Source organism: Pseudomonas sp. 05N433 (assembly GCF_056396925.1).
This window is the reverse complement of sequence record NZ_JBFTML010000010.1, coordinates 1-23601: the sequence shown is the minus strand read 5'-3', so window position 1 is coordinate 23601 and position 23601 is coordinate 1. Positions and strand designations below refer to the sequence as shown.

Here is a 23601-nt window from a genome sequence, read left to right as displayed (position 1 = left end):
CTCCCAGGAACATTCGATGAATACCGAAGGACTCACTGAAGTTGCCGTAAAAGACGCTCAACCTGTGGTGGAGCAAATCGCTGAAACTCCGCCGGAGCTGGAGCCCGCTCCACCTGCGGTGGTGGCCGAGCCCGTTGTGGCGGCCCCAGCGATTGCCATTCCCGGTCTGGATGACAGCAGCCTGTACATCCATCGCGAGCTCTCGCAACTGCAGTTCAACATCCGCGTGCTGGAACAGGCGCTGGATGAGTCCTACCCATTGCTGGAGCGGCTGAAGTTTCTGCTGATCTTCTCCAGCAACCTGGACGAGTTCTTCGAGATTCGTGTGGCCGGCCTGAAGAAGCAGATCACCTTCGCCCGTGAACAGGCTGGCGCCGATGGCCTGCAACCGCATCAGGCCCTGGCTCGCATCAGCGAATTGGTGCACGGTCACGTCGACCGCCAATACGCGATTCTCAACGACATTCTGTTGCCGGAACTGGAAAAACATCAGGTCCGCTTCATCCGTCGTCGTTACTGGACTACCAAGCTCAAGACTTGGGTCCGCCGTTATTTCCGCGACGAGATCGCGCCGATCATCACCCCGATCGGTCTCGACCCGACGCACCCGTTCCCGTTGCTGGTGAACAAGAGCCTGAACTTCATCGTCGAGCTCGAAGGCATCGACGCCTTCGGTCGCGATTCCGGCCTGGCGATCATCCCGGCGCCGCGTCTGCTGCCGCGGATCATCAAGGTGCCGGAAGAAGTCGGCGGCCCGGGTGACAACTATGTATTCCTGTCGTCGATGATCCACGCGCACGCCGACGACCTGTTCCAGGGCATGAAGGTCAAGGGCTGCTACCAGTTCCGCCTGACCCGGAACGCCGACCTCGCGGTCGATACCGAAGACGTGGAAGACCTGGCCCGCGCCCTGCGCGGCGAGTTGTTCTCCCGTCGCTATGGTGATGCGGTGCGGCTGGAAGTGGCCGACACCTGCCCGAAACACCTGTCCGATTACCTGCTCAAGCAGTTCAACCTGCAGGAGACCGAGCTGTATCAGGTCAATGGTCCGGTCAACCTGACCCGGCTGTTCAGCATCACCGGCCTGGACAGTCATCCGGAGCTGCAATACACGCCGTTCACCCCGCAGATCCCGAAACTGCTGCAGAACAGCGAGAACATTTTCAGCGTGATCAGCAAGCAGGACATCTTGCTTCTGCACCCGTTCGAGTCCTTCACCCCGGTGGTCGACTTGCTGCGTCAGGCGGCCAAGGATCCACACGTGTTGGCGGTTCGCCAGACGTTGTATCGCAGCGGCGCCAACTCGGAGATCGTCGATGCGCTGGTGGATGCGGCGCGGAACGGCAAGGAAGTGACGGCGGTGATCGAATTGCGCGCGCGGTTCGATGAAGAATCCAACCTGCAGCTGGCCAGCCGTCTGCAGGCGGCCGGCGCCGTGGTGATTTACGGCGTGGTCGGCTTCAAGACCCACGCCAAGATGATGCTGATTCTGCGTCGCGAAGCCGGCGAGATTGTTCGCTACGCTCACTTGGGTACCGGCAACTACCACGCGGCCAACGCCCGTCTGTACACCGACTACAGCCTGCTGACCTCCGACGATGCCTTGTGCGAAGACGTCGGCAAACTGTTCAGCCAGTTGATCGGCATGGGCAAAACCCTGCGCATGAAAAAACTGCTGCACGCGCCGTTCACGTTGAAGAAGGGCATGCTCGACATGATTGCCCGGGAGACGCAATTCGCCCTCGACGGCAAACCGGCGCACATCATCGCCAAGTTCAACTCGCTGACCGATCCAAAGGTCATCCGCGCGTTGTACAAGGCCAGCCAGTCCGGGGTACGCATCGATCTGGTGGTGCGCGGCATGTGCTGCCTGCGACCGGGCATCGCCGGGGTATCGCACAACATCCACGTACGTTCGATCATCGGTCGTTTCCTGGAGCACACCCGGGTCTTCTACTTCCTCAATGGCGGTGAAGAGCAGATGTTCCTGTCCAGTGCCGACTGGATGGAACGCAACCTCGACAAGCGCGTCGAGACTTGCTTCCCGGTCGAGGGCAAGAAGCTGATTTTGCGGGTCAAGAAAGAGCTGGAGCTTTATCTTACCGACAACACCCACAGCTGGAGCCTGCAGTCGGACGGTCGCTACGTCCGTAATACACCGACCGGCAACCAGAACCCGCGCAGCGCCCAGGCCACCTTGCTGGAGCGTTTGGGCAGCCCGATTCTGGCGGTGCGTTAACGCAAACCTTGGGCGATAAAAAATGGCGATCCATGTGGATCGCCATTTTCATTTCCACCACCGTCCCTTGTAGGAGCTGGCTTGCCAGCGAATGGCTTTCAAGTCATGCATCCATTTCAAGGACGCCTTCGCCAGCAAGCCGGCTCCTACAGGACCGTGTTCGGCGACCATTTTCGGTTTTTTAGCGAACGTTCAGCATGAAGCTGACGCGGGTCAGCCATTCGGCTTCCAGGGCGAAGTCGGCCTGGGTCAACTGGTTGTCATCCAGCCAATGTTCCGGGAATAACACATCCAGGCTGTCGCCGTTGGCGTGCAGCACGACCTGTGGCATTTCCTGGGTGCCACGGATGTGGTGGAACAGAATCGCGAAGCGCAGCAGCACGCACAGGCGAATCAGCTTGATGCCGTCGTCGCCAAAATCGGCAAACCTGTCCTTGGGAATATTGCGACGGTGGCCACGCACCAGTAGCGCGAGCATCAGTTGGTCTTCGCGGGAGAATCCGGCCAGGTCCGAGTGCTCGATCAGATAGGCGCCGTGTTTGTGGTACTGATAGTGCGCGATGTCCAGGCCCACTTCGTGGACCTTGGCCGCCCAGCTCAGCAGTTCGCGCCAGACACCGTCGTCCAGGTCCCAGTCCGCGGCCACTTGATCGAAGGCATGCAGCGCCTTGCGTTCGACCCGCGCGGCTTGCTCCAGGTCGACGTGGTAGCGCTCCATCAGCGAGCTGAGCGTGCGCTCACGGACATCTTCGTGATGATGACGGCCCAGCAGGTCATAGAGCACGCCTTCGCGCAGGGCGCCTTCACAGTGGTCCATGCGTTGCAGTTCGAGGGCATCGAAGATCGCTTCGAGAATCGCCAGCCCGGCGGGAAAGATCGCCCGGCGGTCGGGCTTGATGCCTTCGAAGTCGATTTTCTCGACATCACCGAGCTTGATCAGCTTGCGCTTGAGCCAGGCCAAGCCTTCGGCGTTCACCTCGCCAGTGCCATGTCCGCCGGCCTTCAGTGCCAGGCCAATGGCGCGAATGGTGCCCGAGGAGCCGATGGCTTCATCCCAGGTCAGGCGGTGCAGGGCGTGTTCGATGCTCATGATCTCCAGCCGCGCCGCGGTGTACGCCTGGGCGTAGCGGGCCGGGGTGATCTTGCCGTCCTTGAAATAGCGTTGGGTATAGCTGACGCAACCCATTTGCAGGCTTTCGCGCAGCAGCGGTTCGAAGCGCTGGCCAATGATGAATTCGGTACTGCCGCCGCCGATGTCGGCCACCAGGCGTTTGCCCGGGGTGTCGGCGAGGGTGTGGGAGACGCCGAGGTAAATCAGGCGCGCTTCTTCACGGCCGGAGATGACTTCTACCGGATGGCCGAGGATTTCTTCGGCCCGATGGATGAATTCACCGCGGTTACGGGCTTCGCGCAGGGCGTTGGTGCCGACGATCCGCACGGTACCGGGCGGCATACCGCTGATCAGTTGGGCGAAGCGCTTCAGGCAATCGAGCCCGCGTTGCATTGATTCTTCGCTGAGTTGACGCTCTTCGTCGATGCCGGCGGCCAGCTGAACCTTCTCCCCGAGACGCTCGAGAATCCGGATTTCGCCGTTCTGGGCCTTGGCCACGACCATGTGAAAGCTGTTGGAGCCCAGGTCGATTGCGGCGATCAGGGACAGATTCTTGACTTGGGATAGCGGCATGGTCAGGGGGTCTCGGTCGATAACCTCGACATCCTGCCACGATCAAACGCTCGCGCCAACGCGTACGGTTTAATGCCTTGATCCAGCGCACGGACGACGTGGGTTCCTGTGGCGAGGGAGCTTGCTCCCGCTGGGCAGCGCAGCGGCCCCAAAACCATTCAACGCAGTGCTTCAGGAAAAGCCGGTCGGCAGGTTTTACGACTGCTGCGCAGCCGAGCGGGAGCAAGCCCCCTCGCCACAGGGGTGTCAGCCCGCCGCCTCCACGGTCCCAATGAAGTTCGCCAGCTCCGCCGTCTGCGGATTGGCAAACAACACCTTCGGATCTCCCACCTCATGCACCTTGCCCTGGTGCATGAACACCAATTTGTCGCCCACCTCCCGGGCAAAACGCATCTCATGGGTGACCATGATCAATGTCATACCTTCCCTGGCCAGTTGCCGGACCACGCTCAACACTTCATTGACCAGTTCCGGGTCCAAGGCCGAGGTGATTTCGTCGCACAGCAAGACTTTCGGCGACATGGCCAGCGCCCGGGCGATCGCCACCCGCTGTTGCTGGCCGCCAGAGAGTCGATCCGGGAAGGCGTCGAATTTCTCGCCCAGCCCGACCCGTTCCAGCATCTGTCGCGCCAGCTCGGTGGCTTTGGCTTTCGGCACTTTCTGCACCACTTGTGGCGCAAGCATGACGTTTTCGCCGACGGTCAGGTGCGGGAACAGGTTGAACTGCTGGAACACCATCCCGACTTTCTGCCGCAGGCTGCGCAGGTCGGCGCGGGCGGCGTCGAGGTATTCGCCGTCGACTTCGATCACACCGTCATTGATCGATTCCAGACCATTGAGGGTGCGCAGCAAGGTGGACTTGCCCGAGCCGCTGCGACCGATGATCGCCACCACCTGGCCTTCCTCGACACTCAGGTCAATGCCTTTGAGCACATGATGGTCGCCGTAATATTTATGCAGGGCGGAAATTCTAAGCAGAGGCATGCAGTCTCCTTTCCAGGTAGCGCGCACTGAGGGACAAGGGGTAGCAGAGCAGGAAGTAACCGAGGGCGACGAGGCCGTAGACCATAAAGGGTTCGAAGGTCGCGTTGGCGAGCATGCCGCCGGTCTTGGTCAGTTCGGTGAAGCCGATGATCGAGGTGACGGCGGTGCCCTTGACCACTTGCACCGAGAAGCCCACGGTCGGCGCCACGGCGATGCGCAGCGCTTGTGGCAGGATCACGTAACGCAATTGCTCCAGCGGGTTGAGCGCCAGGCTCGATGAGGCTTCCCACTGGCCATTGGGGATCGAGTCGACGCAACCGCGCCAGATCTCCGCCAGGTAGGCGCTGGTGAACAGTGTCAAGGCAATCGCCGCCGCCATCCACGGTGAAATTTCCACACCGGCCAAGGCCACACCGAAGAACACCAGAAACAGCTGCATCAACAGCGGCGTGCCCTGGAACAATTCGATGTAGGTGCGGGCGAAGTGGCTGGGCAGGGATTTCTTAGAAATCCGCATCACCATGATCAGCAAACCGATCAGCCCGCCACCGATAAACGCCACCAGCGACAATGCCAGCGTCCATTGCAGGCCCGTGAGCAGGTTGCGCAGGATGTCCCAGAAGGTGAAATCGCTCATTGGCTGCTCCTTGCGCTGCTCTTGGATATGTAGCGGCGGCCGATCCAGTTCAGCAGCTGGCGGATCAGCAGCGCCATGCACAGGTAGAGCAGCGTGGTCAGGGCGTAGGTTTCAAAGGCGCGAAAGTTGCGCGACTGAATGAAGTTGGCGGCGAAACTCAGCTCTTCGGTGGCGATCTGCGAACAGACCGCCGAGCCGAGCATGACGATGATGATCTGGCTGCTCAGGGCCGGCCAGACCTTGCCCAGTGCCGGCAGCAGAACCACGTGGCGGAAGGCTTCGAAACGCGACATTGCCAGGGCGGCTGCGGCTTCCAGTTGCCCGCGGGGGATCGCTTGAATGCCGGCGCGGATGATCTCGGTCGAATAGGCGCCCAGGTTGATCACCATCGCCAGCACCGCCGCCTGCCATTCGGAAATCTGCAGGCCCAGCGACGGCAAACCGAAGAAGATGAAAAACAACTGCACCAGAAAGGGTGTGTTGCGGATCAACTCGACGTAGACCCCGAAAATGCCGGCGAACGGGCGGATGTTCCACGCCCGCACCAGTGCGCCGATGATGCCCAGAGCGACCCCGAACACTGCGCCAACGGCCGTCAGCTCAAGGGTGAACAACGCACCGCGCAGCAGCAGGTCGGTGTTTTCCACCACCGGCAAGAAATCGAACTGATAAGCCATAAGTCGTCTCCCGAGCGAACGATCAGAGATCGGCCGGCAGCGGTTCTTTCAACCAGGTTTGCGAGTTCTTTTCCAGCGCACCGTCAGCCTTGGCGGTGGTGAGGATCTGATTGACCTTGTCCAGCAACGCCGGCTCGTTCTTGTTCACACCGACGTACACCGGCGAGTCCTTGAGCTTCACTTTCAGGGCCGGTACGCGTTTCGGGCTTTTCTCGCTGATGGCCACCATYACCACGTTGCCGCTGGCGATCAGGTCGACTTGCCCGGCAAGGTAGGCGGCGATGGTCGAGTTGTTGTCTTCGAAGCGTTTGATGGTCACGCCTTCGGGGGCGACTTTGGTCAGCTCAATGTCTTCGATGGCGCCACGGGTGACGCTGATGGTTTTGCCCTTGAGATCGTCCAAACCCTTGATGGCGGCGTCTGGCGGACCGAACACGGCGAGGTAGAACGGCGCGTAGGCACGGGAGAAATCGATGACTTTCTCTCGTTCAGGGTTCTTGCCGAGGCTGGAAATCACCAGGTCGACCTTGCCGGTGGTCAGGAACGGGATGCGGTTGGTGCTGTTGACCGGGGTCAGTTCGAGTTTGACCTTGAGTTGGTCGGCCAGCAGTTTGGCGGTGTCGATGTCGAGGCCGCGCGGTTTCATGTCCGGGCCGACCGAGCCGAACGGCGGGAAGTCCTGGGGCACGGCGACTTTGAGGGTGCCGCGTTTGACCACATCCTCCAGACCGTCGGCGTGGGCAGGTGCCTGGCTCAGCATCAGGCTGGCAAACAGGGCGGCGAGGAGGGCGCTGTAACGCTGGGTCATGGCAAATCTCCGGATCGGCGGGAAGTGATTTCTGCGGATCGACAGAGCACGGGCCATGCCAAGATTCGGTTTCAGGGGTTGCAGGCCACGGTTTTGCTGGTGTTTCTCGGTCTTACTGGTCTGAACAGTTAGGTGGCATTTCGCACCTTGATGGCGCAATCGTGAAAACTCCCGAACCCCCATGGGGCACGACTTGCCGGACGTCGCGAATAGCTTTACAACTAGCCGCTCATTGGCCTGGTTCGTCTGAAGAAACCATGAATTCGATCTCCCGTGCAGTACCTGAAGTGGCGCTGCAAGCCATCCGCAAACTGATCACCGAGCAAGGTTTCGGGCCGGGTGATGCCTTGCCCTCGCAACGGGACCTGGCGGTGCAATTGGGGGTCAGCCGGGCGTCGTTGCGCGAGGCGTTGTCGTCCCTGAGTGCGCTGGGCGTGATCAGCATCCAGCCGGGCAAGGGCGTGTTCGTGCAGTCACCGGTCGATCTGCCCCGGGGCGAGGCGGTGCCGGGCTGGCCATTCGCGGCCCAGGCATCGCCGCTGGACATCTTCCAGTTGCGCTATGCGCTGGAGGGTTTTGCCTCGGGTTTGGCGGCCGTGACCCTGAGCACCGAGGATCTCGATGCCCTGGAAGACAACGTCGCCGCCATGCGCAACGAACTGCGTGCCGCCAACTTCGATGCAGCGGCGCGACTGGACTTCGAGTTTCACCGGCGCATCCTCCTGGCCAGCGGCAATCAGGCGATGCTGAGCATCCTGACAGCCAGCGCCGACATCTTTCTGGAGAGCCAGAAGCTACCGTTCATCCGGGCCGAACGGGCCATGGAAACCTGGCAGGAACACCGTAAAATCCTCCGTGCACTGGCGCGCCGATCGTCCGGCGCCGCACAGAAGGCCATGCAGGAGCATGTGCGCAACGCCGCCCTGCGCACCGGGATTGCCTTCGTCGCTCCCGCCACCTCGTGACTTGAGCTATACCCAAATTCATGGGCCACCATAGCGAGACTCAATCATCTGCGGCTTCCTGAACGGGGGAAGGGCAGCTATGATGGGCCACGTTTTTTTGCTTACAACCTGGAGACTTCCATGAGCAGCGATCTTATCAAACACGTTAGCGACGCTAGCTTCGAGGCCGACGTACTCAAGGCCGAAGGCGCTGTACTGGTCGACTACTGGGCTGAGTGGTGCGGCCCTTGCAAAATGATCGCTCCTGTCCTGGACGAAATTGCCGAGACCTACAAAGGCAAGCTGACCGTTGCCAAACTGAACATCGACGAGAACCAGGAARCCCCGGCCAAGCATGGCGTGCGTGGTATCCCGACGCTGATGCTGTTCAAGAACGGCAACGTCGAAGCCACCAAGGTCGGTGCGCTGTCGAAGTCGCAATTGGCCGCTTTCCTCGACGCCAACATCTAAGCGTTGTTATAAAGCGTCATGAAAAGGCCCCGCATTATGCGGGGCCTTTTCGTTATTGAGGGCTAGACGCTCCGAAACTCAGGTGGTACATTCGGCCCCGCACTGGTTTCTCCACTGCCCCCTGCTAGCCGTCGCCGACGCACTCCTTTTCGAATAAGTACGCGATCCTGTCGCCTTCTCTGCGGCGCGGCCTCATTAAGCCAAAAGCTTAATTTCCCCCCTCCATAAATGATTACGTCATTCCTATATGAATCTGACTGAACTCAAGCAAAAGCCGATTACCGAACTGCTCGAATTGGCCGAACAGATGGGCATAGAAAATATGGCCCGTTCGCGCAAGCAGGACGTGATTTTCTCCCTGCTCAAAAAGCACGCTAAAAGCGGCGAGGAAATCTCCGGTGATGGCGTGCTGGAGATTCTCCAGGACGGCTTCGGCTTCCTGCGCTCCGCTGACGCTTCCTATCTCGCCGGCCCGGACGATATCTACGTCTCGCCGAGCCAGATCCGTCGCTTCAACTTGCGCACCGGTGACACCATCGTTGGCAAGATCCGTCCTCCGAAGGAAGGCGAGCGGTATTTCGCGCTGCTCAAGGTCGACACGATCAACTACGATCGTCCCGAGAACGCGAAAAACAAGATTCTCTTCGAGAACCTGACCCCGCTGTTCCCGACCGTGCGCATGAAGATGGAAGCCGGTAACGGTTCCACCGAAGACTTGACCGGTCGTGTCATCGACCTGTGCGCCCCGATCGGCAAAGGCCAGCGCGGCCTGATCGTTGCTCCGCCGAAAGCCGGTAAAACGATCATGCTGCAGAACATCGCGGCAAACATCGCGCGTAACAATCCTGAAGTTCACCTGATCGTGCTGTTGATCGACGAGCGTCCGGAAGAAGTGACCGAAATGCAGCGCACCGTGCGCGGCGAAGTGGTTGCCTCGACGTTCGACGAGCCGCCAACCCGCCACGTGCAGGTTGCTGAAATGGTGATCGAGAAGGCCAAGCGTCTGGTCGAGCACAAGAAGGACGTGGTGATTCTGCTCGACTCCATCACCCGTCTGGCGCGTGCCTACAACACCGTGATCCCGAGCTCCGGCAAGGTGCTGACCGGTGGTGTCGATGCCCACGCCCTGGAGAAACCGAAACGTTTCTTCGGTGCTGCACGGAACATCGAAGAAGGCGGCTCGTTGACCATCATCGCTACCGCGCTGGTTGAAACCGGTTCGAAGATGGACGAAGTGATCTACGAAGAATTCAAAGGCACCGGCAACATGGAACTGCCTCTGGATCGCAAGATCGCCGAAAAACGTGTGTTCCCGGCCATCAACATCAACCGCTCCGGTACTCGCCGCGAAGAGTTGCTGACAGCCGACGACGAACTGCAGCGTATGTGGATCCTACGCAAACTGCTGCACCCGATGGATGAAGTCTCTGCCATCGAGTTCCTGGTCGACAAGCTGAAACAGACCAAGACCAACGACGAGTTCTTCCTGTCGATGAAACGCAAGTAAATCGAACAGGCCAAAAAGCCGGGGAAACCCGGCTTTTTGCTATCTGATTTTTGATCAACGGCAGTTCGTGGTTCTGAACTGAGGGGTTCGGCGCTAAACTGCCACCCCCGAACGCCACGGCCAAAACGAGGCTCACGCATGCAGTATCGCGACTTGCGCGACTTTATCAGCGGTCTGGAACAGCGCGGCGAACTCAAGCGCATCCAGGTTCCGGTGTCCCCAGTGCTCGAAATGACCGAGGTCTGCGACCGCACATTGCGCGCCAAAGGCCCGGCCCTGCTTTTCGAAAAGCCCACGGGTTATGACATCCCTGTGCTCGGCAATCTGTTCGGTACGCCTGAGCGCGTGGCGCTGGGCATGGGCGCAGAGGCGGTGAGCGAGTTGCGCGAAATCGGCAAGTTGCTGGCGTTCCTCAAGGAGCCCGAGCCGCCGAAAGGTTTGAAGGACGCCTGGTCCAAGCTGCCGATCTTTCGCAAGATCATCTCGATGGCGCCGAAAGTCGTCAAGGACGCGGTGTRCCAGGAAGTGGTCATCGAAGGCGACGATGTCGACCTCGCGATGTTGCCGGTGCAGACCTGCTGGCCAGGCGATGTCGGCCCGCTGATCACCTGGGGCCTGACTGTCACCAAAGGTCCGAACAAGGATCGCCAGAACCTCGGCATTTACCGTCAACAGGTGATCGGTCGCAACAAGGTGATCATGCGCTGGTTAAGCCACCGTGGCGGCGCGCTGGATTACCGCGAATGGTGCGAAAAACACCCCGGCCAGCCGTTCCCGGTGTCCGTGGCGCTGGGCGCTGACCCGGCCACCATTCTTGGCGCCGTGACGCCGGTGCCGGACAGCCTCTCCGAATACGCTTTCGCCGGTCTGCTGCGGGGCAATCGCACCGAACTGGTGAAATGCCGCGGCAACGACCTGCAAGTACCGGCCACGGCCGAAATCATCCTCGAAGGCGTGATTCATCCGGGCGAAATGGCCGATGAAGGTCCGTACGGCGACCACACCGGCTACTACAACGAAGTCGACAGCTTCCCGGTGTTCACCGTCGAGCGCATCACCCATCGGATCAAGCCGATCTACCACAGCACCTACACCGGCCGTCCGCCGGATGAGCCGGCGATTCTCGGTGTGGCGCTGAACGAAGTGTTCGTACCGATCCTGCAGAAGCAATTCCCGGAGATCACAGACTTCTACCTGCCACCCGAAGGCTGCTCGTACCGCATGGCCATCGTGACCATGAAGAAGTCGTATCCCGGTCACGCCAAGCGGGTAATGCTCGGTGTCTGGTCGTTTTTGCGACAGTTCATGTACACCAAGTTCGTTATCGTCACCGACGACGATATCAACGCACGGGACTGGAACGACGTGATCTGGGCCATTACCACGCGCATGGACCCCAAGCGCGACACGGTGATGATCGATAACACGCCGATCGACTACCTGGACTTCGCCTCGCCGGTCTCCGGCCTGGGTTCGAAGATGGGGCTCGATGCCACGCATAAATGGCCAGGCGAAACCACCCGTGAGTGGGGCCGGGTCATCGTCAAGGATGAAGCCGTTACCCAACGGATCGATGCCATCTGGAATCAGTTAGGAATAGATTGATGCGTGTAACCTTGCAGCCCTCCGGAGCAGTGCTTGAGATTCTGCCCGGCGAGCGGATTCTCGATGGCGCGCGGCGCCTGGGCTATGAATGCCCGCAAAGCTGTCGTAACGGCAATTGCCATGTGTGCGGCGCATTGCTGGTGGAAGGGCGGGTCGAACAGGCTGGCGATGTGCGCGACCATGGCGAGTTCTACACTTGCATTGCAGAGCCGCTGGAAGACTGCATCGTGTTGTGGGATGGCGTGCTCGCGCTGGGAGAACTGCCGGTGCGCAGCGTGTCGTGTCAGGTCATTGAATGCAGGGACGTCGGTGGCGATACCTGGCGCGTGCGTCTGCGTGCGCCAGCGGGCAAGCCGCCGCGCTATCACGCCGGCCAGTACCTGATGATCGAGCGTGAGAGTGGCGAGAAATCCGCTTTTTCCCTGGCCTCTGCACCGCATTCCGGCCGCGACCTGGAAATTCATGTGCTGGCGCGCGAAAGCAGCGCGCTGAGCCTGATCGAACAGCTCCAGCGCAACCCGATGGTGCGGATCGAGATGCCGTTCGGCGACACCCATCTGGCGGAACTGCCGAACGGTCCTCTCGTACTGATTGCTGCCGGTACCGGCATGGGCCAGATTCACAGCCTGATCGAACATTGCCGCGCCACGGGCTTCAAGCATCCGGTGCACCTGTATTGGGGCGTACGTCGTCCCGAAGACTTTTATGAGATCGAACATTGGGATGAATGGCTGAAGCTGCCCAATCTGTTCCTGCATAAAGTCGTCAGCGATCAATGTGGTTGGCAGGGGCGTTGCGGCATGTTGCATGAGGCGGTGTGTGAAGATTTCCCTGATCTGAAAGCACTGCACGTCTATGCCAGCGGCTCTCCAGCCATGGTCTATGGCACGCTCGATGCTTTGGTCGAAGCGGGGATGGATGCCCATCAAATGCGTGCCGATGTATTTGCTTACGCCCCGCGATCATAGGTGCGTGAACCGTTCTAGAAGCGCACCCCGGTTGTCACCATGGCGGCATTGAAGCCGAGCAACACCAGCTCGGCTGCCAATGGTCCGTAGTGTGCCCCGACTGAAGGAATGATCACCGGCGCGACCCCGAAGTGATTCAGAGGGATCTTGTCCTGAGACTTGCCGCTATAACCTTGCAACAGACCACCGGTGAGTTTTATGTACACGGGATAGTCAGCACTCTCGTAGCGTTTGCCCGCATACGCATAATATGAACGCTGGCTGAACGAGTTGCGAAAAGTTGCGCCACCAAACAACCAACCGGACGCTTGCTCGCGCTCAAGACCGATGAGGTCCTGATTGTTATTGTGGTCGGAGTCGGGGGAGAAGTGTCTGGTATAGACGCTGGCCTGCAAATACCAGGAGCCGGTGTCTTTCGCAGAGGTGTCCTCGGCCAGCGAGTGCTGCGCCGTGAGCATTAGAAGTAACCCGTAAATCCATGGTGTTTTCATTGTTCAGGCCTTTGAGGCAGTTTGGTTTGCGTCTTTGGGTGGCCGTTATACGCGACGTAAAGCTGCAATGGGTAGGCGGTAAATCCGAAGGGTTTGTAGGCATTTTCTCCTAGGTGAGCTTTATCCTAGACGCGCCGAATGCTTATGTATATTTCGTTCTGGTATTTAAGAATTCTCTTAAATGATATTAGGGTATATCGCCAAGCCCTCCAGCTTCAGTATTGGATTTTTTATAGGGGGCGCAAGGTCATAGGGCGCTTAGTACTTTTCGTTTTAGTATTACTGCTATATGTTCTATGAAGTGAAAGTTGTTTATATTTTGTAATAATTGCTGGGCCAAAATTTTATTGCCATGAGCGCCATTGAATCTGCTTTTTTGAATCTGGCTTACCCTCCGCGGCTCGATCTGGGGCCGCAGCTTACACACGAACAATTGCTCAGTTCGATGCAGTCGACCATGGCGCGCCACAAGGGTGGGCCGGTCTGGTTATTCGCGTATGGTTCGCTGATCTGGCGGCCTGAATGTGCGGCGGTTGAGCGGGTGCGCGGCCGGGTGCATGGCTACCATCGCGGTTTGTACCTGTGGTCCCACGAGCATCGCGGCACGCCGGAAGTGCCGGGGCTGGTATTTGGCCTGGATCGCGGTGGTTCGTGCAGCGGGTTCGCCTATCGTTTGCCCGAAGAACAACTCGAGGCTTCACTTTATGCACTCTGGCAGCGCGAGATGCCATTCCCTTCCTATCGTCCACACTGGCTCAACTGCCGTCTTGAAAACGGAAACCAGGTTCAGGCATTGGGATTTGTATTGGAGCGGCACCTGCCCAGCTATGCCGGCAACTTGCCGGATCACGTGCTGAGCCAAGTATTCGAGAACGCTTGCGGGCGCTATGGCACTACTCGCGAGTATGTCGAGCAGACCGCCCACGCCCTGCGTAGCCACGCCATGCCAGACCGGAATCTGGAGGCGCGGCTCAAGCGCTGTAAATCAAAGGCAGATCAGGCGAGCGCTTCGCGGCCCTGACTGGCGACGTTTTTGTGGCCCAGGGTGGGTGCCAGGAACGCCATCGCCAGCAGGCAGGCAACGACCAACAGAATGAAGCCGCCATTCCAGCCGAAATAGTCCACGGTGTAGCCCATCATGGCACTGGCCGCGACGGAACCACCCAAGTAACCGAACAGGCCGGTAAAGCCTGCCGCCGTACCCGCGGCCTTCTTCGGCACCAGTTCCAGCGCCTGCAGGCCGACCAGCATCACCGGGCCGTAGATCAGGAAGCCGATGGCGAACAGCGAGATCATGTCGATCATCGGATTGCCCGGTGGATTCAGCCAATACACGATCGTCGCAACGGTCACCAACGCCATGAACACCATGCCGGTCAGGCCACGGTTGCCACGGAAGATCTTGTCCGACATCCAGCCGCACAGCAGCGTGCCGGGAATGCCCGCCCACTCGTACAGGAAGTAAGCCCACGAGGTCTTGTCGAAGTCGAAGTGCTTGACCTCTTTGAGGTAGGTCGGCGCCCAGTCCAGAATGCCGTAGCGCAGCAGGTAGACGAAAACGTTAGCCAGTGCGATGAACCAGAGCATTTTGTTGCGCAGCACGTATTTGACGAAGATGTCCTTGGCGCTGAATTCCTCTTCGTGACTGGCGTCGTAGCCTTCCGGGTAATCGTTTTTGTACTTCTCAATCGGCGGCAGGCCCGTCGACTGCGGAGTATCGCGCATCACGATGAAGGCAAACACGGCGACCAACAGCGCCACGGCAGCCGGTACGTAGAACTTGCTGTGCCAGTCGTTGAACCAGCCCATGCCGAGAATCGCCAGCGGGCCGATCAAGCCACCGCCAACGTTATGCGCGGTGTTCCAGACCGAAACCACGCCGCCACGCTCTTTCTGTGACCACCAATGCACCATGGTTCGCCCGCTCGGCGGCCAGCCCATGCCTTGCGCCCAGCCGTTGATGAACAGCAGGATGAACATCATGGTCACGCTGGAGGTGGCCCAAGGTGCGAAACCGAAAACGAACATCACCGCGGCGGACACCACCAGGCCAAAGGGCAGGAAGTAACGCGGGTTGGAGCGGTCGGACACGATGCCCATCAGAAACTTGGACAGGCCGTAGGCGATTGCAATCGCCGACATCGCCACACCCAGTTGGCCTTTTGTATAGCCTTGGGCGATCAGGTCCGGGAACGCCAGGGTGAAGTTCTTGCGCAGCAGGTAGTAACCGGCATAGCCAATGAAAATCCCGGCGAAGATCTGCCAGCGAAGGCGTCGGTAGGTGCTGTCTATTTTTTCTTCAGGCAATGGAGCCTGATGTGCGGCAGGACGAAAGAAAGCAAACATTCAAGAGCTCCAGATTTCTTGTTTTGACTGCGGATGCGAATGTTACAGTTTCGTTACCGAAAATAGCACCGGTTCGCATCGGCAAAACAGCGGAAATGTTGGAGATTGCATGTTCCTTTATGAACATGTCGCTCAGGTATAAATGAGAGTCGGTACAGGGATGACGGAGCCAGGTCGCAGGCTGCGACCTGGCTTGAAAACGATCAACGAACCTGCACGACCACCTTTCCGACCGCCTTGCGCTGGCCAAGATCATTGATCGCCTGCGCCGCATTGCTCAGTGGATACACCTGCGACACCAGCGGCTTCAATTTGCCTTCGGCGAACCAGTGAAACAACTGCTGGAAGTTCGCCGCGTTGTCCTGTGGTTGGCGCTGGGCAAACGAGCCCCAGAACACGCCGACCACTGCAGCACCTTTGAGCAGTGCCAGGTTCACTGGCAGTTCGGGGATACGTCCACTGGCGAAACCGACCACCAGAAGACGACCGTTCCAGGCGATGGCGCGGATGGCCTGGTCGAACAGGTCCCCGCCCACCGGGTCGTAGATCACGTCGGCGCCCTGGCCGTCGGTCAGGCGTTTGATTTCGTCCTTGAGGCTGGTTTCGCTGTAGTTGATCAGCTCATCGGCGCCGGCGGCTTTGGCCACCGCGAGTTTTTCCGCACTGCTCGCGGCGGCGATCACCCGGGCGCCCATGGCTTTGCCGATTTCCACGGCGGCGAGGCCGACGCCGCCGGACGCGCCGAGCACCAGCAAGGTTTCGCCGGGTTGCAGGTTGCCTCGTTGCTTGAGGGCGTGCATCGAAGTGCCGTAGGTCATGCTGAAAGCGGCGGCAGTGTTGAAGTCCATCGATGGCGGGATCGGCAGCACGTTGTAGCCCGGCACCGCGACCTGCTCGGCGAAACTGCCCCAGCCAGTCAGGGCCATGACCCGGTCACCGACCTTGAGGTGGCTGACCTTTTCCCCCACCGCGCTGACCACGCCAGCCGCTTCGCCACCCGGTGAAAACGGGAAGGGCGGTTTGAACTGGTATTTGCCCTCGATGATCAGCGTGTCCGGGAAATTCACCCCGGCCGCGTGCACGTCCAGCAGGATTTCGTTCTTCTTCGCAACAGGACTGGCGACGTCTTCCAGCACCAGCGATTCGGCAGGGCCGAAGGCTTTGCACAGCACGGCTTTCATCAGGGCTATTCCTTTGGGAGTGATGGCCGATAAGTGTAGGTGTGTGAGTTAACGGGTCAACGAGCATGCCCGACCCTGATAGTCAGCCATAAGCTTGTGCTTGAGCGGCGGGTCGTTATGCTAGGCCGCAAACCGGATAAGGAGCGAATTGTGAAAGCGTGGATCATGTTGATGCTGGCCCTGTCTCTGCCTGTGGCAGCGATGGCCGAAGAAGCCAAAGAAGGTGAAGCCCCGAAGGTCAACTACATCACCCTGAGCCCGCCGTTCGTGGGCAACTATGGGTTGGATGGCACGCCGAAGCTCAAGGTCTACAAGGCCGATGTGGCGCTACGGGTGACTGGTGACGAGGCGACCAAGGCGGTGAAGGCCAATGAGCCGTTGATCCGCAATCAGCTGGTGGCGTTGTTTGCCCAGCAGACCACTGAAACCATGAACAACGTCGAAGCCAAGGAAAAGCTGCGTCAGGAAGCCTTGAAGCAGACCCAGCAAGTGATGAACGACGAAACCGGCAAGCCGGTGGTTGAGGATCTGTTGTTCAACAACCTCATTATCCAGTAAGGCTTTTGTTGTCTGGGGCGGCCCCTTCGCGGGCTTGCCTGCGAAGGGCGACTCGGCCCTTCAGGACGCTAGGCTTTTGCGAAACCGCAGCAGTGCAATGGTAAAGAACAGCAGGCCGATGGCGCTCAATGCCAGCAAGTCCGGCCAGACCACGCCAATGCCGGCGTCGCGAAACAGTATCGCGGCGCTGAGGCTGACGAAGTGCGTCGATGGCGAGCCCTGCATCACCCATTGCAGCCATTGCGGCATGCTGTCGAGGGGCGTACTGCCCCCGGAAAGCAGCAACATCGGGATAATCACCGGAATCGCCAACAAGCCGAACTGCGGTGTCGAGCGGGCGAGGGTCGCGAGGAATATCCCCAGCGCCGTGCTGGCGAACAGATAAACCGCCGTTACCAGCAAGAAAAAGCTCATGGAGCCAGCCAGCGGCACGCCAAGGGCGCCTTTGACAATGACTTCCAGCGACACCCAGGTGCACAGCACCACCACCAGCATGTTGCTCCAGACTTTCGCCAGCATGATTTCCAGTGCCGTCAGCGGCAGCACCAGCAAATGGTCGAGAGTGCCGTGTTCGCGTTCACGCAGCAGCGCCGTGCCCGTCAGGATGATGGCCAGGATCGTGATGTTGTTGACGATCTGAATCACCGCCAGGAACCAGCCACCCTCCAGATTGGTATTGAACAGCGCTCGTGTTGTCAGCCGCACGGGTGTCTGGCTCGCCGCATCGCCCTGGCCACTGTAGGTCAACAGCTCGCGCTGGAAAATCCTCCCGATATAGCCTGCCCCCATGAACGCCTGGCTCATGGCCGTGGCGTCGACGTTAACCTGCACCGCCGGCTGGTGGCCGCCCAGCAGATCGGCCTGAAAATTGGCTGGAACATTGATCACGAAGGTGTACCGCCCGTTGTCCAGCACCTCGTCCAGTTGACCATAAGGCAGCGGCACCGGTGGTTGAAATTCCGGCGGCCGCAGAATCTGGGCCAGTTGGCGTGACATGGGGCTGTGATCTTCATCGACCATGGCCACACTGGCGTTGTGCACACCGATCACTGAGCCCGCGGCCGGCATGTAGATCGCCACTGTAAAGGCGTAAAACAGGAACAGCAGCAACACACTGTCATGTCGCAGGCTGGTGAGTTCCTTGAGGCCAAGACGCAGGATGTGCGCGAGCTTATGCATCAGACCTCCTGCTTTTTCAGCATGGCCAGGCTGAGCCCGGTGAACCCGAGAAAGAACCCGAACAGCGCCAGGCATTGTGGCCACAACTGCCGGATATCCAGCGCCTTGGTAAAGGTGCCGACAGCGATATCGAGAAAATAGCCTGCCGGAAACAGCATCCCCATGACCGCGGCGGCGCCATCAAGGGACGACCGTGGCACGATCAGACCGGAAAACTGGATGGTCGGCAGGCTGGTGATGATCATGGTGCCGAGAATGGCGGCGATCTGGGTTCGGGTGAACGCCGAAATCAACAGGCCCATGCTGGTGGTCGCCAGCACGTAGAGCAACCCGCCGAAGGCCAGGGTCAATGCGCTGCCCTTGAAAGGGACGCCGAACAGCCAGCGGTTCATGGCTGTCAGCACGGCGAGATTGATCAGACTGACGGCCAGATACGGCACCTGCTTACCTAACAGAAACTCCAGGCGGGTCAGCGGTGTGGCGTAGAAGTTGGTGATCGAGCCCAGTTCCTTCTCCCGCACAATGCCCAGCGCAGTCAGCATGGCCGGGATAAACGCCAGGATCAGCGCCATCACTCCAGGGCCGATGGCGTTGACGCTGACGACATCCTGGTTGTAGCGGAAACGGGTTTCCAGTTTGGCTGGCGCTTGCCGGGATGGTGCGGGACTGGACTGATCCGCCAGTTGCTCCAGGTTGGCCTGGTGTACCGCTTCCACATAGTTGCGGCTGGTTTCAGCGCGAAACGGCATACCGCCGTCGAGCCAGGCCGCCACCGTAGGCTGGCGACCGGCGAACAGATCCCGACCGAATCCGGGGGGAATCTCCAGCGCCAGTTTGATTTCCGAGCGTTGCAGTCGTCGATGCAACTGCGCCGGATCGCTTATCGGGGGTTGTTCGTCGAAGTAACGGGAGCCGCGGAAGGCCTCCAGATAAGCCCGGCTTTGCGGGGTCTGGTCCTGGTCGTAGACCGCGAAGGCGAGTTTCTCCACGTCCAGGGAAATGCCATAGCCGAAAATCACCATCATGAGCATCGCCCCGAGCAGAGCGAAGGCCAGGCGTACTCTATCGCGCAGCAGTTCCTTGCCTTCACGGCTCGCCAATGCCCGCAGTCGCCCAAAGCTGAAGCGACGGTCTTTCATTGATGGGGTGGGTGCGAGCGTTGTGTCGATGGGCGTTGGTGGCGCCTCTGTCGCGCCCGGGCTCTGGGCCTGTTCCAGGCAGGTGACGAACGCGGCCTCAAGTGTCTGGCCGTTGAACTGCTGTTGCAGTGCTGCCGGGGTGTCGCAGGCCAAAACCTTGCCTGCGTGCATCAATGAGATGCGGTCGCAACGCTGGGCTTCGTTCATGAAATGGGTGGACAGGAAGATTGTCACGTCCTGTTCACGGGACAGTTCGATCAGCAGTCGCCAGAAATCGTCCCGCGCCGCCGGGTCGACGCCGGAGGTAGGTTCGTCGAGGATCAGCACTTCCGGGCGATGCAGCACCGCCACCGCCAGGGATAATCGTTGACGCAGACCCAGCGGCAATGCACCGGACGGCTGATGGGCGACGCTGGTTAGGCTGAAGCGCTGGATCAGTTCGTCGATGCGCTGAGTGCTGTCGGCCTGGGGCAGATCGAACAGTCGCGCGTGCAGGTCCAGGTTCTGCCGGACACTGAGTTCGCCATAGAGCGAGAAGCTCTGAGACATGAAGCCGACGCGCTTGCGGGTGGCCAGATCCTTGGCGTTCACTGGGTTGCCCAGCAGCATGGCACTGCCTTCGCTGGCCGGAATCAGTCCGGTAAGCACTTTCATGGTGGTGGTTTTGCCGCAGCCGTTGGAGCCCAGAAACCCGAAGATCTCGCCGCGGCCGATGGCGAAGCTGACTTTATCCACAGCGGTGAAATCGCCGAAGCGCAGGGTCAGGTCATGGGCTTGGATAGCGATGTCGGCCGTAGCATTGGTTCGGGGAGGGATCACTAGCGGCTGGTTGTCGTGGCCGGTGTCACCCTGAAAGTGGGTGAAGGCTTCATCGAGCTTGCCGCTGGGGGTTACCGCCGCCAGATCGCGGCTCAAACCGGCGGCGATCAGCTTGCCGTCATCGAGCATCAGGCAGTGTTCGAACTGTTCGGCCTCTTCCATGTACGCGGTGGCGACCAGTAGCGTCAGTTGCGGGCGTTGGCGCCGAACATCATCGATCAACTCCCAGAAATGCCGTCGGGACAAAGGGTCGACGCCAGTGGTCGGCTCATCGAGGATCAACAAATCCGGCTCATGGATCAGTGCGCAACAGAGTCCGAGCTTCTGTTTCATTCCGCCCGACAGCTTGCCGGCCGGGCGTTCGGCAAATCGCAGTAGATCGGTGGCCAGCAGCAGGCTGTGCATGCGCTGATCGCTTTCGGCCGCGGACAGCCCGAACAGCGTGGCGAAGAAGTGAATGTTCTCGCGGATCGACAGATCAGGGTACAGGTTGCCGCCCAGACCTTGAGGCATGAACGCGATGCGCGAGTAGAGGCTGTTGCGGTGGCGCCGGTCCTGGATCGAGCCACCGAGCACTTCCAGTTGGCCCTCCTGTAGCGTCTTCACGCCGGCGATCAATCCCAGCAGGCTGGATTTGCCGGCGCCATCCGGGCCAATCAACCCACACCGGGTACCAGTGGGCAGACTGAGCGTGATGTCGGTCAGTGCATGCCGTTCGCCATAGCGGTGCTGAAGGCGAGTGGCATGCAGTGCCAGGCCGGTCATTGAAGATTGGCCGGCCAGTCAATGGGAGCGGTGCGCACGTAACCATTGCCGGGCATCCCCGGTTTGGCCTGGGGCACGGCGCTGGGACGGGTCAGGCGTAGCTTGACCCGAAATACCAGTTTCTGACGTTCGTCGCGAGTCTCGACTTCTTTGGGTGTGAACTGCGATTTGGCCGCCACGAAGCTGATTTTTGCCGGCAGTGGCTGGTCGGGCAGGGCGTCCAGCAGGATCCGCGCTTCATCGCCGACCGCCAGGCGTCCGGCGACGGAGGCTGCAAGGTAGAGGTTCATGTATTGGTCATTCGGGTCAATCAGCAGCAACACTCGCCCTCCGGCGCCGAGCACTTCCCCGGGTTCGGCCATGCGAAGCTGAATTATCCCGTCGATGGGGGCTCGCAAACTGCTGTCGTCGATTTCACTGTTTAACTGARCCACTTGCGCCTGTGCAGCGCCAATGGCTGCGCCGACGGCGGACACCTGTGCGCGGGCCGCCGTAACAGCTGCGTTGGCGGTGTCGAAGCGTGACTGCTGTTGGTCGATGATCTGGCCGCTGGCGAAACCGCGATTGAACAATGCCTGGGAGCGCTTGAGCTCTTGCTGGGCAAGCAGTTGCTCGCTCTGGCGCAGTTTCACATTGGCCTGGGCCGCGGAAAGATTTTCCCGGGCGCGTATCACTTCGGCTTCAGCCTGGTTGCGCTGTGCTTCGAGGGTACGGGTGTCCATGCGGGCCAACAGTTGCCCCTGGGTTACCTTGTCGCCTTCGTCCACCAGCACTTCAGCCAATCGACCGGGTGTTTTGCTGGCGATCTGCACTTCAGTGGCTTCAAGTCGACCATTGCCGACAGACAACCCTTGGGGCAGTYGGTTAACGGTCGACCGCCAATAACCAAACCCTCCGGCGGCCAGCAATACAGCCCCCAGCAAAAAAACGAAGAAAAGCGAAGAGCGGCTGTGCGTCGACATGTCTGCATCCTGCGTCTATTGCGTCCCAGTCTGACAGGAAAGTGCTAGGGCGACTTGATGTCAGTCAACTGAGGGGTAAGCCTGACCGTTTGGCAAGGTAAGCCAGAGTCACAGGCTGTAGCGCAGTATTTAGCGCAGATTAAGCACCACTGCCCATTGCTCGGCTGTCACCGGCATTACCGACAGGCGCGAGCCTTTCTGCACCAGTGGCATCTCGGCGAGTGCCGTTTGCTGCTTCAGATAATCGAGTTTAAGCACCTTGGAAAACGTCTCGACGTGAGCGACATCGATCGCGCTCCAGGCGTTTTTCTCGGCAGTGGCCTTCGGATCGAAGTAATGACTCTCGGGCTCCAGCGCCGTCGGGTCCGGATACGCCGCCTCGACGATCTTTCCGACTCCGGCAATCCCTGGCTCAGGGCAGCTGGAGTGATAGAAGAAAAACTCGTCGCCGACTGCCATGGCCCGTAAAAAATTGCGCGCCTGGTAGTTGCGAACCCCGTCCCAGCGCGCTCGCCCAAGCTTCTCCAGGTCTTTGATGGAGAGTTCGTCGGGCTCGGATTTCATCAGCCAATAAGCCATGGTTTTGCTCCTTGCGAGGTGGGTGGACAAGTGGTCAGGCAATTTTATGACAAACCGACAGTCGGTTGACGCCAGCGTTTGCGTGTCGGTTCACGTTGTCGCAAAATGCCGGCCTTCTTAGCTTGACGCTGCTGCACGGCCTACAAACGGAAACCGCTGCTGTCATCGTGTTGATGTGCCTTGAGGGGGGCAATCGATGAAACGCAAACCGGATTTATTATGGATATTGGTTATTTTGTTCGGTTTGGGCGTCGTGACCACCGGCTACGCCCAAAGCCTGTGGGCCAACAAGACCGATGCTCCCGTCGAGATCGCGCAGCAACAGCCGTCGGCCTTCAAGCGCTGAGCCCGTCTTTTGGACGCCGCTGATATCAGTGGCGTCTAGTCCGCGAAATACCACGCCTTGTCAGTGACCGTGCCCTGCAACGGCACATCCCAGCTCGCCTGAGCCAATCGTTGAACCTTCTGACATTCATGGGCCAAGCCCAGCAGCGTCGGCTTGTGCCAGCTTTTTCGGCGCGCCAGGTACGCCAGGCTTCGGTCGTAGAAGCCGCCGCCCATACCCAGGCGTCCGCCGACATCGTCAAACCCCACCAGCGGCAGCAACACCAGATCCAGCGCCCAGACCTTGCGTTGCCGGGCGATATTGGCCCGTGGTTCTGGAATACGGAAACGGTTGGGTTTGAGTTTTTCACCGGGACGAATCCGCTGGAACACCATTTTGGTTCGCGGCCAGGCGCTGAGTACCGGCAGGTACGTCGCCTTGCCCCGACGTTGCGCGGCACGCATCAACAGGCGCGGGTCGATTTCACCGTCGGTGGGCAGGTACAGGGAGATGTGTTTTGCGCGGCGGAACAGTGGGTGCTGGGCCAATTGCTTATACAGCCCGCGAGCGGCCTCGCGCTGCTGACTGGGGGTCAGTGCGCGGCGGGCCTTGCGCAGCATGCGTCGAAGTTGCGGTCGGGGCAGCAGCGCAGGTTCGGTCATGGATTCAGGCTTCAGAAGTGCGAGTACTAAAAGCGTACCCGTAAACATGCCGATGCCGGTATGAAAACCGG

The 23601-nt window shown here is 59.8% G+C and carries 22 protein-coding genes; 9 read left to right on the top strand and 13 right to left on the bottom strand.

The window, feature by feature from the left end; translation table 11 throughout:
* The first annotated feature begins 16 nt into the window (after nucleotides 1-16).
* A complete protein-coding gene (gene ppk1 / locus AC1DIS_RS07090) occupies nucleotides 17-2239 on the top strand; it encodes a polyphosphate kinase 1 (protein ID WP_018927564.1) in 2223 nt (740 codons plus the stop codon).
* Between the two features lie 181 nt (nucleotides 2240-2420).
* On the opposite strand, the gene ppx is transcribed toward ppk1, so the two are convergent.
* From ppx to AC1DIS_RS07065, 5 genes are all read right to left on the bottom strand, one after another.
* Nucleotides 2421-3923, bottom strand: a complete 1503-nt coding sequence (gene ppx, locus AC1DIS_RS07085; protein ID WP_477743600.1) for an exopolyphosphatase — start codon at nucleotides 3921-3923, stop codon at nucleotides 2421-2423.
* Between the two features lie 246 nt (nucleotides 3924-4169).
* Nucleotides 4170-4907 carry an amino acid ABC transporter ATP-binding protein gene (locus tag AC1DIS_RS07080; RefSeq protein ID WP_064621044.1) on the bottom strand — a complete coding sequence of 246 codons (738 nt, stop codon included), beginning with the start codon at nucleotides 4905-4907 and terminating at the stop codon, nucleotides 4170-4172.
* Nucleotides 4894-5544, bottom strand: a complete 651-nt coding sequence (locus AC1DIS_RS07075; protein WP_007899375.1) for an amino acid ABC transporter permease — start codon at nucleotides 5542-5544, stop codon at nucleotides 4894-4896. The genes AC1DIS_RS07080 and AC1DIS_RS07075 overlap by 14 nt, the downstream gene beginning before the upstream one ends.
* Nucleotides 5541-6221 (bottom strand): amino acid ABC transporter permease, encoded by a 681-nt coding sequence (locus AC1DIS_RS07070; RefSeq protein WP_018927567.1) that lies wholly within the window; start codon nucleotides 6219-6221, stop codon nucleotides 5541-5543. Before AC1DIS_RS07070 ends, AC1DIS_RS07075 begins: the two co-directional genes overlap by 4 nt.
* A 22-nt stretch (nucleotides 6222-6243) precedes the next feature.
* Nucleotides 6244-7029 carry a transporter substrate-binding domain-containing protein gene (locus AC1DIS_RS07065; protein WP_028939126.1) on the bottom strand — a complete coding sequence of 262 codons (786 nt, stop codon included), beginning with the start codon at nucleotides 7027-7029 and terminating at the stop codon, nucleotides 6244-6246.
* A gap of 257 nt (nucleotides 7030-7286) precedes the next feature.
* Between AC1DIS_RS07065 and AC1DIS_RS07060 the strand changes: the two genes are divergently transcribed.
* From AC1DIS_RS07060 to AC1DIS_RS07040, 5 genes are all read left to right on the top strand, one after another.
* Nucleotides 7287-7994 carry a FadR/GntR family transcriptional regulator gene (locus AC1DIS_RS07060; RefSeq protein ID WP_018927569.1) on the top strand — a complete coding sequence of 236 codons (708 nt, stop codon included), beginning with the start codon at nucleotides 7287-7289 and terminating at the stop codon, nucleotides 7992-7994.
* A gap of 120 nt (nucleotides 7995-8114) precedes the next feature.
* The gene (trxA, locus tag AC1DIS_RS07055) at nucleotides 8115-8444 is read left to right on the top strand and encodes a thioredoxin TrxA (protein ID WP_477780805.1); all 330 of its coding nucleotides are present in this window, start codon (nucleotides 8115-8117) and stop codon (nucleotides 8442-8444) included.
* 247 nt (nucleotides 8445-8691) lie between these two features.
* A complete protein-coding gene (rho, locus tag AC1DIS_RS07050) occupies nucleotides 8692-9951 on the top strand; it encodes a transcription termination factor Rho (RefSeq protein WP_007899384.1) in 1260 nt (419 codons plus the stop codon).
* A 138-nt stretch (nucleotides 9952-10089) separates the two neighbouring features.
* Nucleotides 10090-11556, top strand: a complete 1467-nt coding sequence (gene ubiD / locus AC1DIS_RS07045) for a 4-hydroxy-3-polyprenylbenzoate decarboxylase (RefSeq protein ID WP_477780804.1) — start codon at nucleotides 10090-10092, stop codon at nucleotides 11554-11556.
* Nucleotides 11556-12524: a CDP-6-deoxy-delta-3,4-glucoseen reductase gene (locus AC1DIS_RS07040; protein ID WP_018927572.1), complete on the top strand. Its 969-nt coding sequence runs from the start codon at nucleotides 11556-11558 to the stop codon at nucleotides 12522-12524. The genes ubiD and AC1DIS_RS07040 overlap by 1 nt, the downstream gene beginning before the upstream one ends.
* 14 nt (nucleotides 12525-12538) lie before the next feature.
* Here AC1DIS_RS07040 and AC1DIS_RS07035 read toward each other — a convergent pair whose 3' ends face one another.
* Nucleotides 12539-12982: a hypothetical protein gene (locus tag AC1DIS_RS07035; RefSeq protein WP_019580529.1), complete on the bottom strand. Its 444-nt coding sequence runs from the start codon at nucleotides 12980-12982 to the stop codon at nucleotides 12539-12541.
* Between the two features lie 385 nt (nucleotides 12983-13367).
* On the opposite strand from AC1DIS_RS07035, the gene AC1DIS_RS07030 reads away from it, so the two are divergent.
* Nucleotides 13368-14036, top strand: coding sequence for a gamma-glutamylcyclotransferase (locus AC1DIS_RS07030; protein ID WP_018927574.1), 669 nt, complete (start codon nucleotides 13368-13370; stop codon nucleotides 14034-14036).
* Here the strand turns inward: AC1DIS_RS07030 and glpT are convergent.
* Both glpT and AC1DIS_RS07020 read right to left on the bottom strand, forming a co-directional pair.
* On the bottom strand, nucleotides 14012-15361 hold the full coding sequence (gene glpT, locus AC1DIS_RS07025; protein ID WP_018927575.1) for a glycerol-3-phosphate transporter: 1350 nt from the start codon (nucleotides 15359-15361) through the stop codon (nucleotides 14012-14014). The two genes, AC1DIS_RS07030 and glpT, sit on opposite strands and share 25 nt — an antisense overlap.
* 203 nt (nucleotides 15362-15564) lie before the next feature.
* Nucleotides 15565-16542 (bottom strand): NADPH:quinone oxidoreductase family protein, encoded by a 978-nt coding sequence (locus AC1DIS_RS07020; RefSeq protein WP_018927576.1) that lies wholly within the window; start codon nucleotides 16540-16542, stop codon nucleotides 15565-15567.
* Nucleotides 16543-16692: 150 nt separating this feature from the next.
* Here AC1DIS_RS07020 and AC1DIS_RS07015 point away from each other — a divergent pair, with 150 nt between their 5' ends.
* Nucleotides 16693-17100: a flagellar basal body-associated protein FliL gene (locus AC1DIS_RS07015; protein ID WP_019580533.1), complete on the top strand. Its 408-nt coding sequence runs from the start codon at nucleotides 16693-16695 to the stop codon at nucleotides 17098-17100.
* Nucleotides 17101-17160: 60 nt separating this feature from the next.
* Here the strand turns inward: AC1DIS_RS07015 and AC1DIS_RS07010 are convergent, their stop codons facing one another.
* The 4 genes from AC1DIS_RS07010 to AC1DIS_RS06995 form a co-directional block, all read right to left on the bottom strand.
* Nucleotides 17161-18279 carry an ABC transporter permease gene (locus tag AC1DIS_RS07010; RefSeq protein ID WP_018927578.1) on the bottom strand — a complete coding sequence of 373 codons (1119 nt, stop codon included), beginning with the start codon at nucleotides 18277-18279 and terminating at the stop codon, nucleotides 17161-17163.
* On the bottom strand, nucleotides 18279-21002 hold the full coding sequence (gene rbbA, locus AC1DIS_RS07005; RefSeq protein ID WP_477743601.1) for a ribosome-associated ATPase/putative transporter RbbA: 2724 nt from the start codon (nucleotides 21000-21002) through the stop codon (nucleotides 18279-18281). The genes AC1DIS_RS07010 and rbbA overlap by 1 nt, the downstream gene beginning before the upstream one ends.
* Nucleotides 20999-21964: an HlyD family secretion protein gene (locus AC1DIS_RS07000; protein WP_477780803.1), complete on the bottom strand. Its 966-nt coding sequence runs from the start codon at nucleotides 21962-21964 to the stop codon at nucleotides 20999-21001. Before AC1DIS_RS07000 ends, rbbA begins: the two co-directional genes overlap by 4 nt.
* 129 nt (nucleotides 21965-22093) lie before the next feature.
* Nucleotides 22094-22543 carry an EVE domain-containing protein gene (locus tag AC1DIS_RS06995; protein WP_064621039.1) on the bottom strand — a complete coding sequence of 150 codons (450 nt, stop codon included), beginning with the start codon at nucleotides 22541-22543 and terminating at the stop codon, nucleotides 22094-22096.
* 196 nt (nucleotides 22544-22739) lie between these two features.
* Between AC1DIS_RS06995 and AC1DIS_RS06990 the strand changes: the two genes are divergently transcribed.
* Nucleotides 22740-22889: a hypothetical protein gene (locus AC1DIS_RS06990; RefSeq protein ID WP_007899400.1), complete on the top strand. Its 150-nt coding sequence runs from the start codon at nucleotides 22740-22742 to the stop codon at nucleotides 22887-22889.
* Nucleotides 22890-22924: 35 nt separating this feature from the next.
* On the opposite strand, the gene AC1DIS_RS06985 is transcribed toward AC1DIS_RS06990, so the two are convergent.
* Nucleotides 22925-23530 carry a 5-formyltetrahydrofolate cyclo-ligase gene (locus AC1DIS_RS06985; RefSeq protein ID WP_018927583.1) on the bottom strand — a complete coding sequence of 202 codons (606 nt, stop codon included), beginning with the start codon at nucleotides 23528-23530 and terminating at the stop codon, nucleotides 22925-22927.
* Nucleotides 23531-23601: the final 71 nt, after the last annotated feature.

Coding starts and splice junctions, on each gene's coding strand:
- ppk1 (WP_018927564.1), top strand. CDS start 17: ATGAATACCGAAGGACTCACTGAAGTTGCCGTAAAAGACGCTCAACCT.
- ppx (WP_477743600.1), bottom strand. CDS start 3,923: ATGCCGCTATCCCAAGTCAAGAATCTGTCCCTGATCGCCGCAATCGAC.
- AC1DIS_RS07080 (WP_064621044.1), bottom strand. CDS start 4,907: ATGCCTCTGCTTAGAATTTCCGCCCTGCATAAATATTACGGCGACCAT.
- AC1DIS_RS07075 (WP_007899375.1), bottom strand. CDS start 5,544: ATGAGCGATTTCACCTTCTGGGACATCCTGCGCAACCTGCTCACGGGC.
- AC1DIS_RS07070 (WP_018927567.1), bottom strand. CDS start 6,221: ATGGCTTATCAGTTCGATTTCTTGCCGGTGGTGGAAAACACCGACCTG.
- AC1DIS_RS07060 (WP_018927569.1), top strand. CDS start 7,287: ATGAATTCGATCTCCCGTGCAGTACCTGAAGTGGCGCTGCAAGCCATC.
- rho (WP_007899384.1), top strand. CDS start 8,692: ATGAATCTGACTGAACTCAAGCAAAAGCCGATTACCGAACTGCTCGAA.
- AC1DIS_RS07040 (WP_018927572.1), top strand. CDS start 11,556: ATGCGTGTAACCTTGCAGCCCTCCGGAGCAGTGCTTGAGATTCTGCCC.
- AC1DIS_RS07035 (WP_019580529.1), bottom strand. CDS start 12,982: ATGCTCACGGCGCAGCACTCGCTGGCCGAGGACACCTCTGCGAAAGAC.
- AC1DIS_RS07030 (WP_018927574.1), top strand. CDS start 13,368: ATGAGCGCCATTGAATCTGCTTTTTTGAATCTGGCTTACCCTCCGCGG.
- glpT (WP_018927575.1), bottom strand. CDS start 15,361: ATGTTTGCTTTCTTTCGTCCTGCCGCACATCAGGCTCCATTGCCTGAA.
- AC1DIS_RS07020 (WP_018927576.1), bottom strand. CDS start 16,542: ATGAAAGCCGTGCTGTGCAAAGCCTTCGGCCCTGCCGAATCGCTGGTG.
- AC1DIS_RS07010 (WP_018927578.1), bottom strand. CDS start 18,279: ATGCATAAGCTCGCGCACATCCTGCGTCTTGGCCTCAAGGAACTCACC.
- rbbA (WP_477743601.1), bottom strand. CDS start 21,002: ATGACCGGCCTGGCACTGCATGCCACTCGCCTTCAGCACCGCTATGGC.
- AC1DIS_RS06995 (WP_064621039.1), bottom strand. CDS start 22,543: ATGGCTTATTGGCTGATGAAATCCGAGCCCGACGAACTCTCCATCAAA.
- AC1DIS_RS06990 (WP_007899400.1), top strand. CDS start 22,740: ATGAAACGCAAACCGGATTTATTATGGATATTGGTTATTTTGTTCGGT.
- AC1DIS_RS06985 (WP_018927583.1), bottom strand. CDS start 23,530: ATGACCGAACCTGCGCTGCTGCCCCGACCGCAACTTCGACGCATGCTG.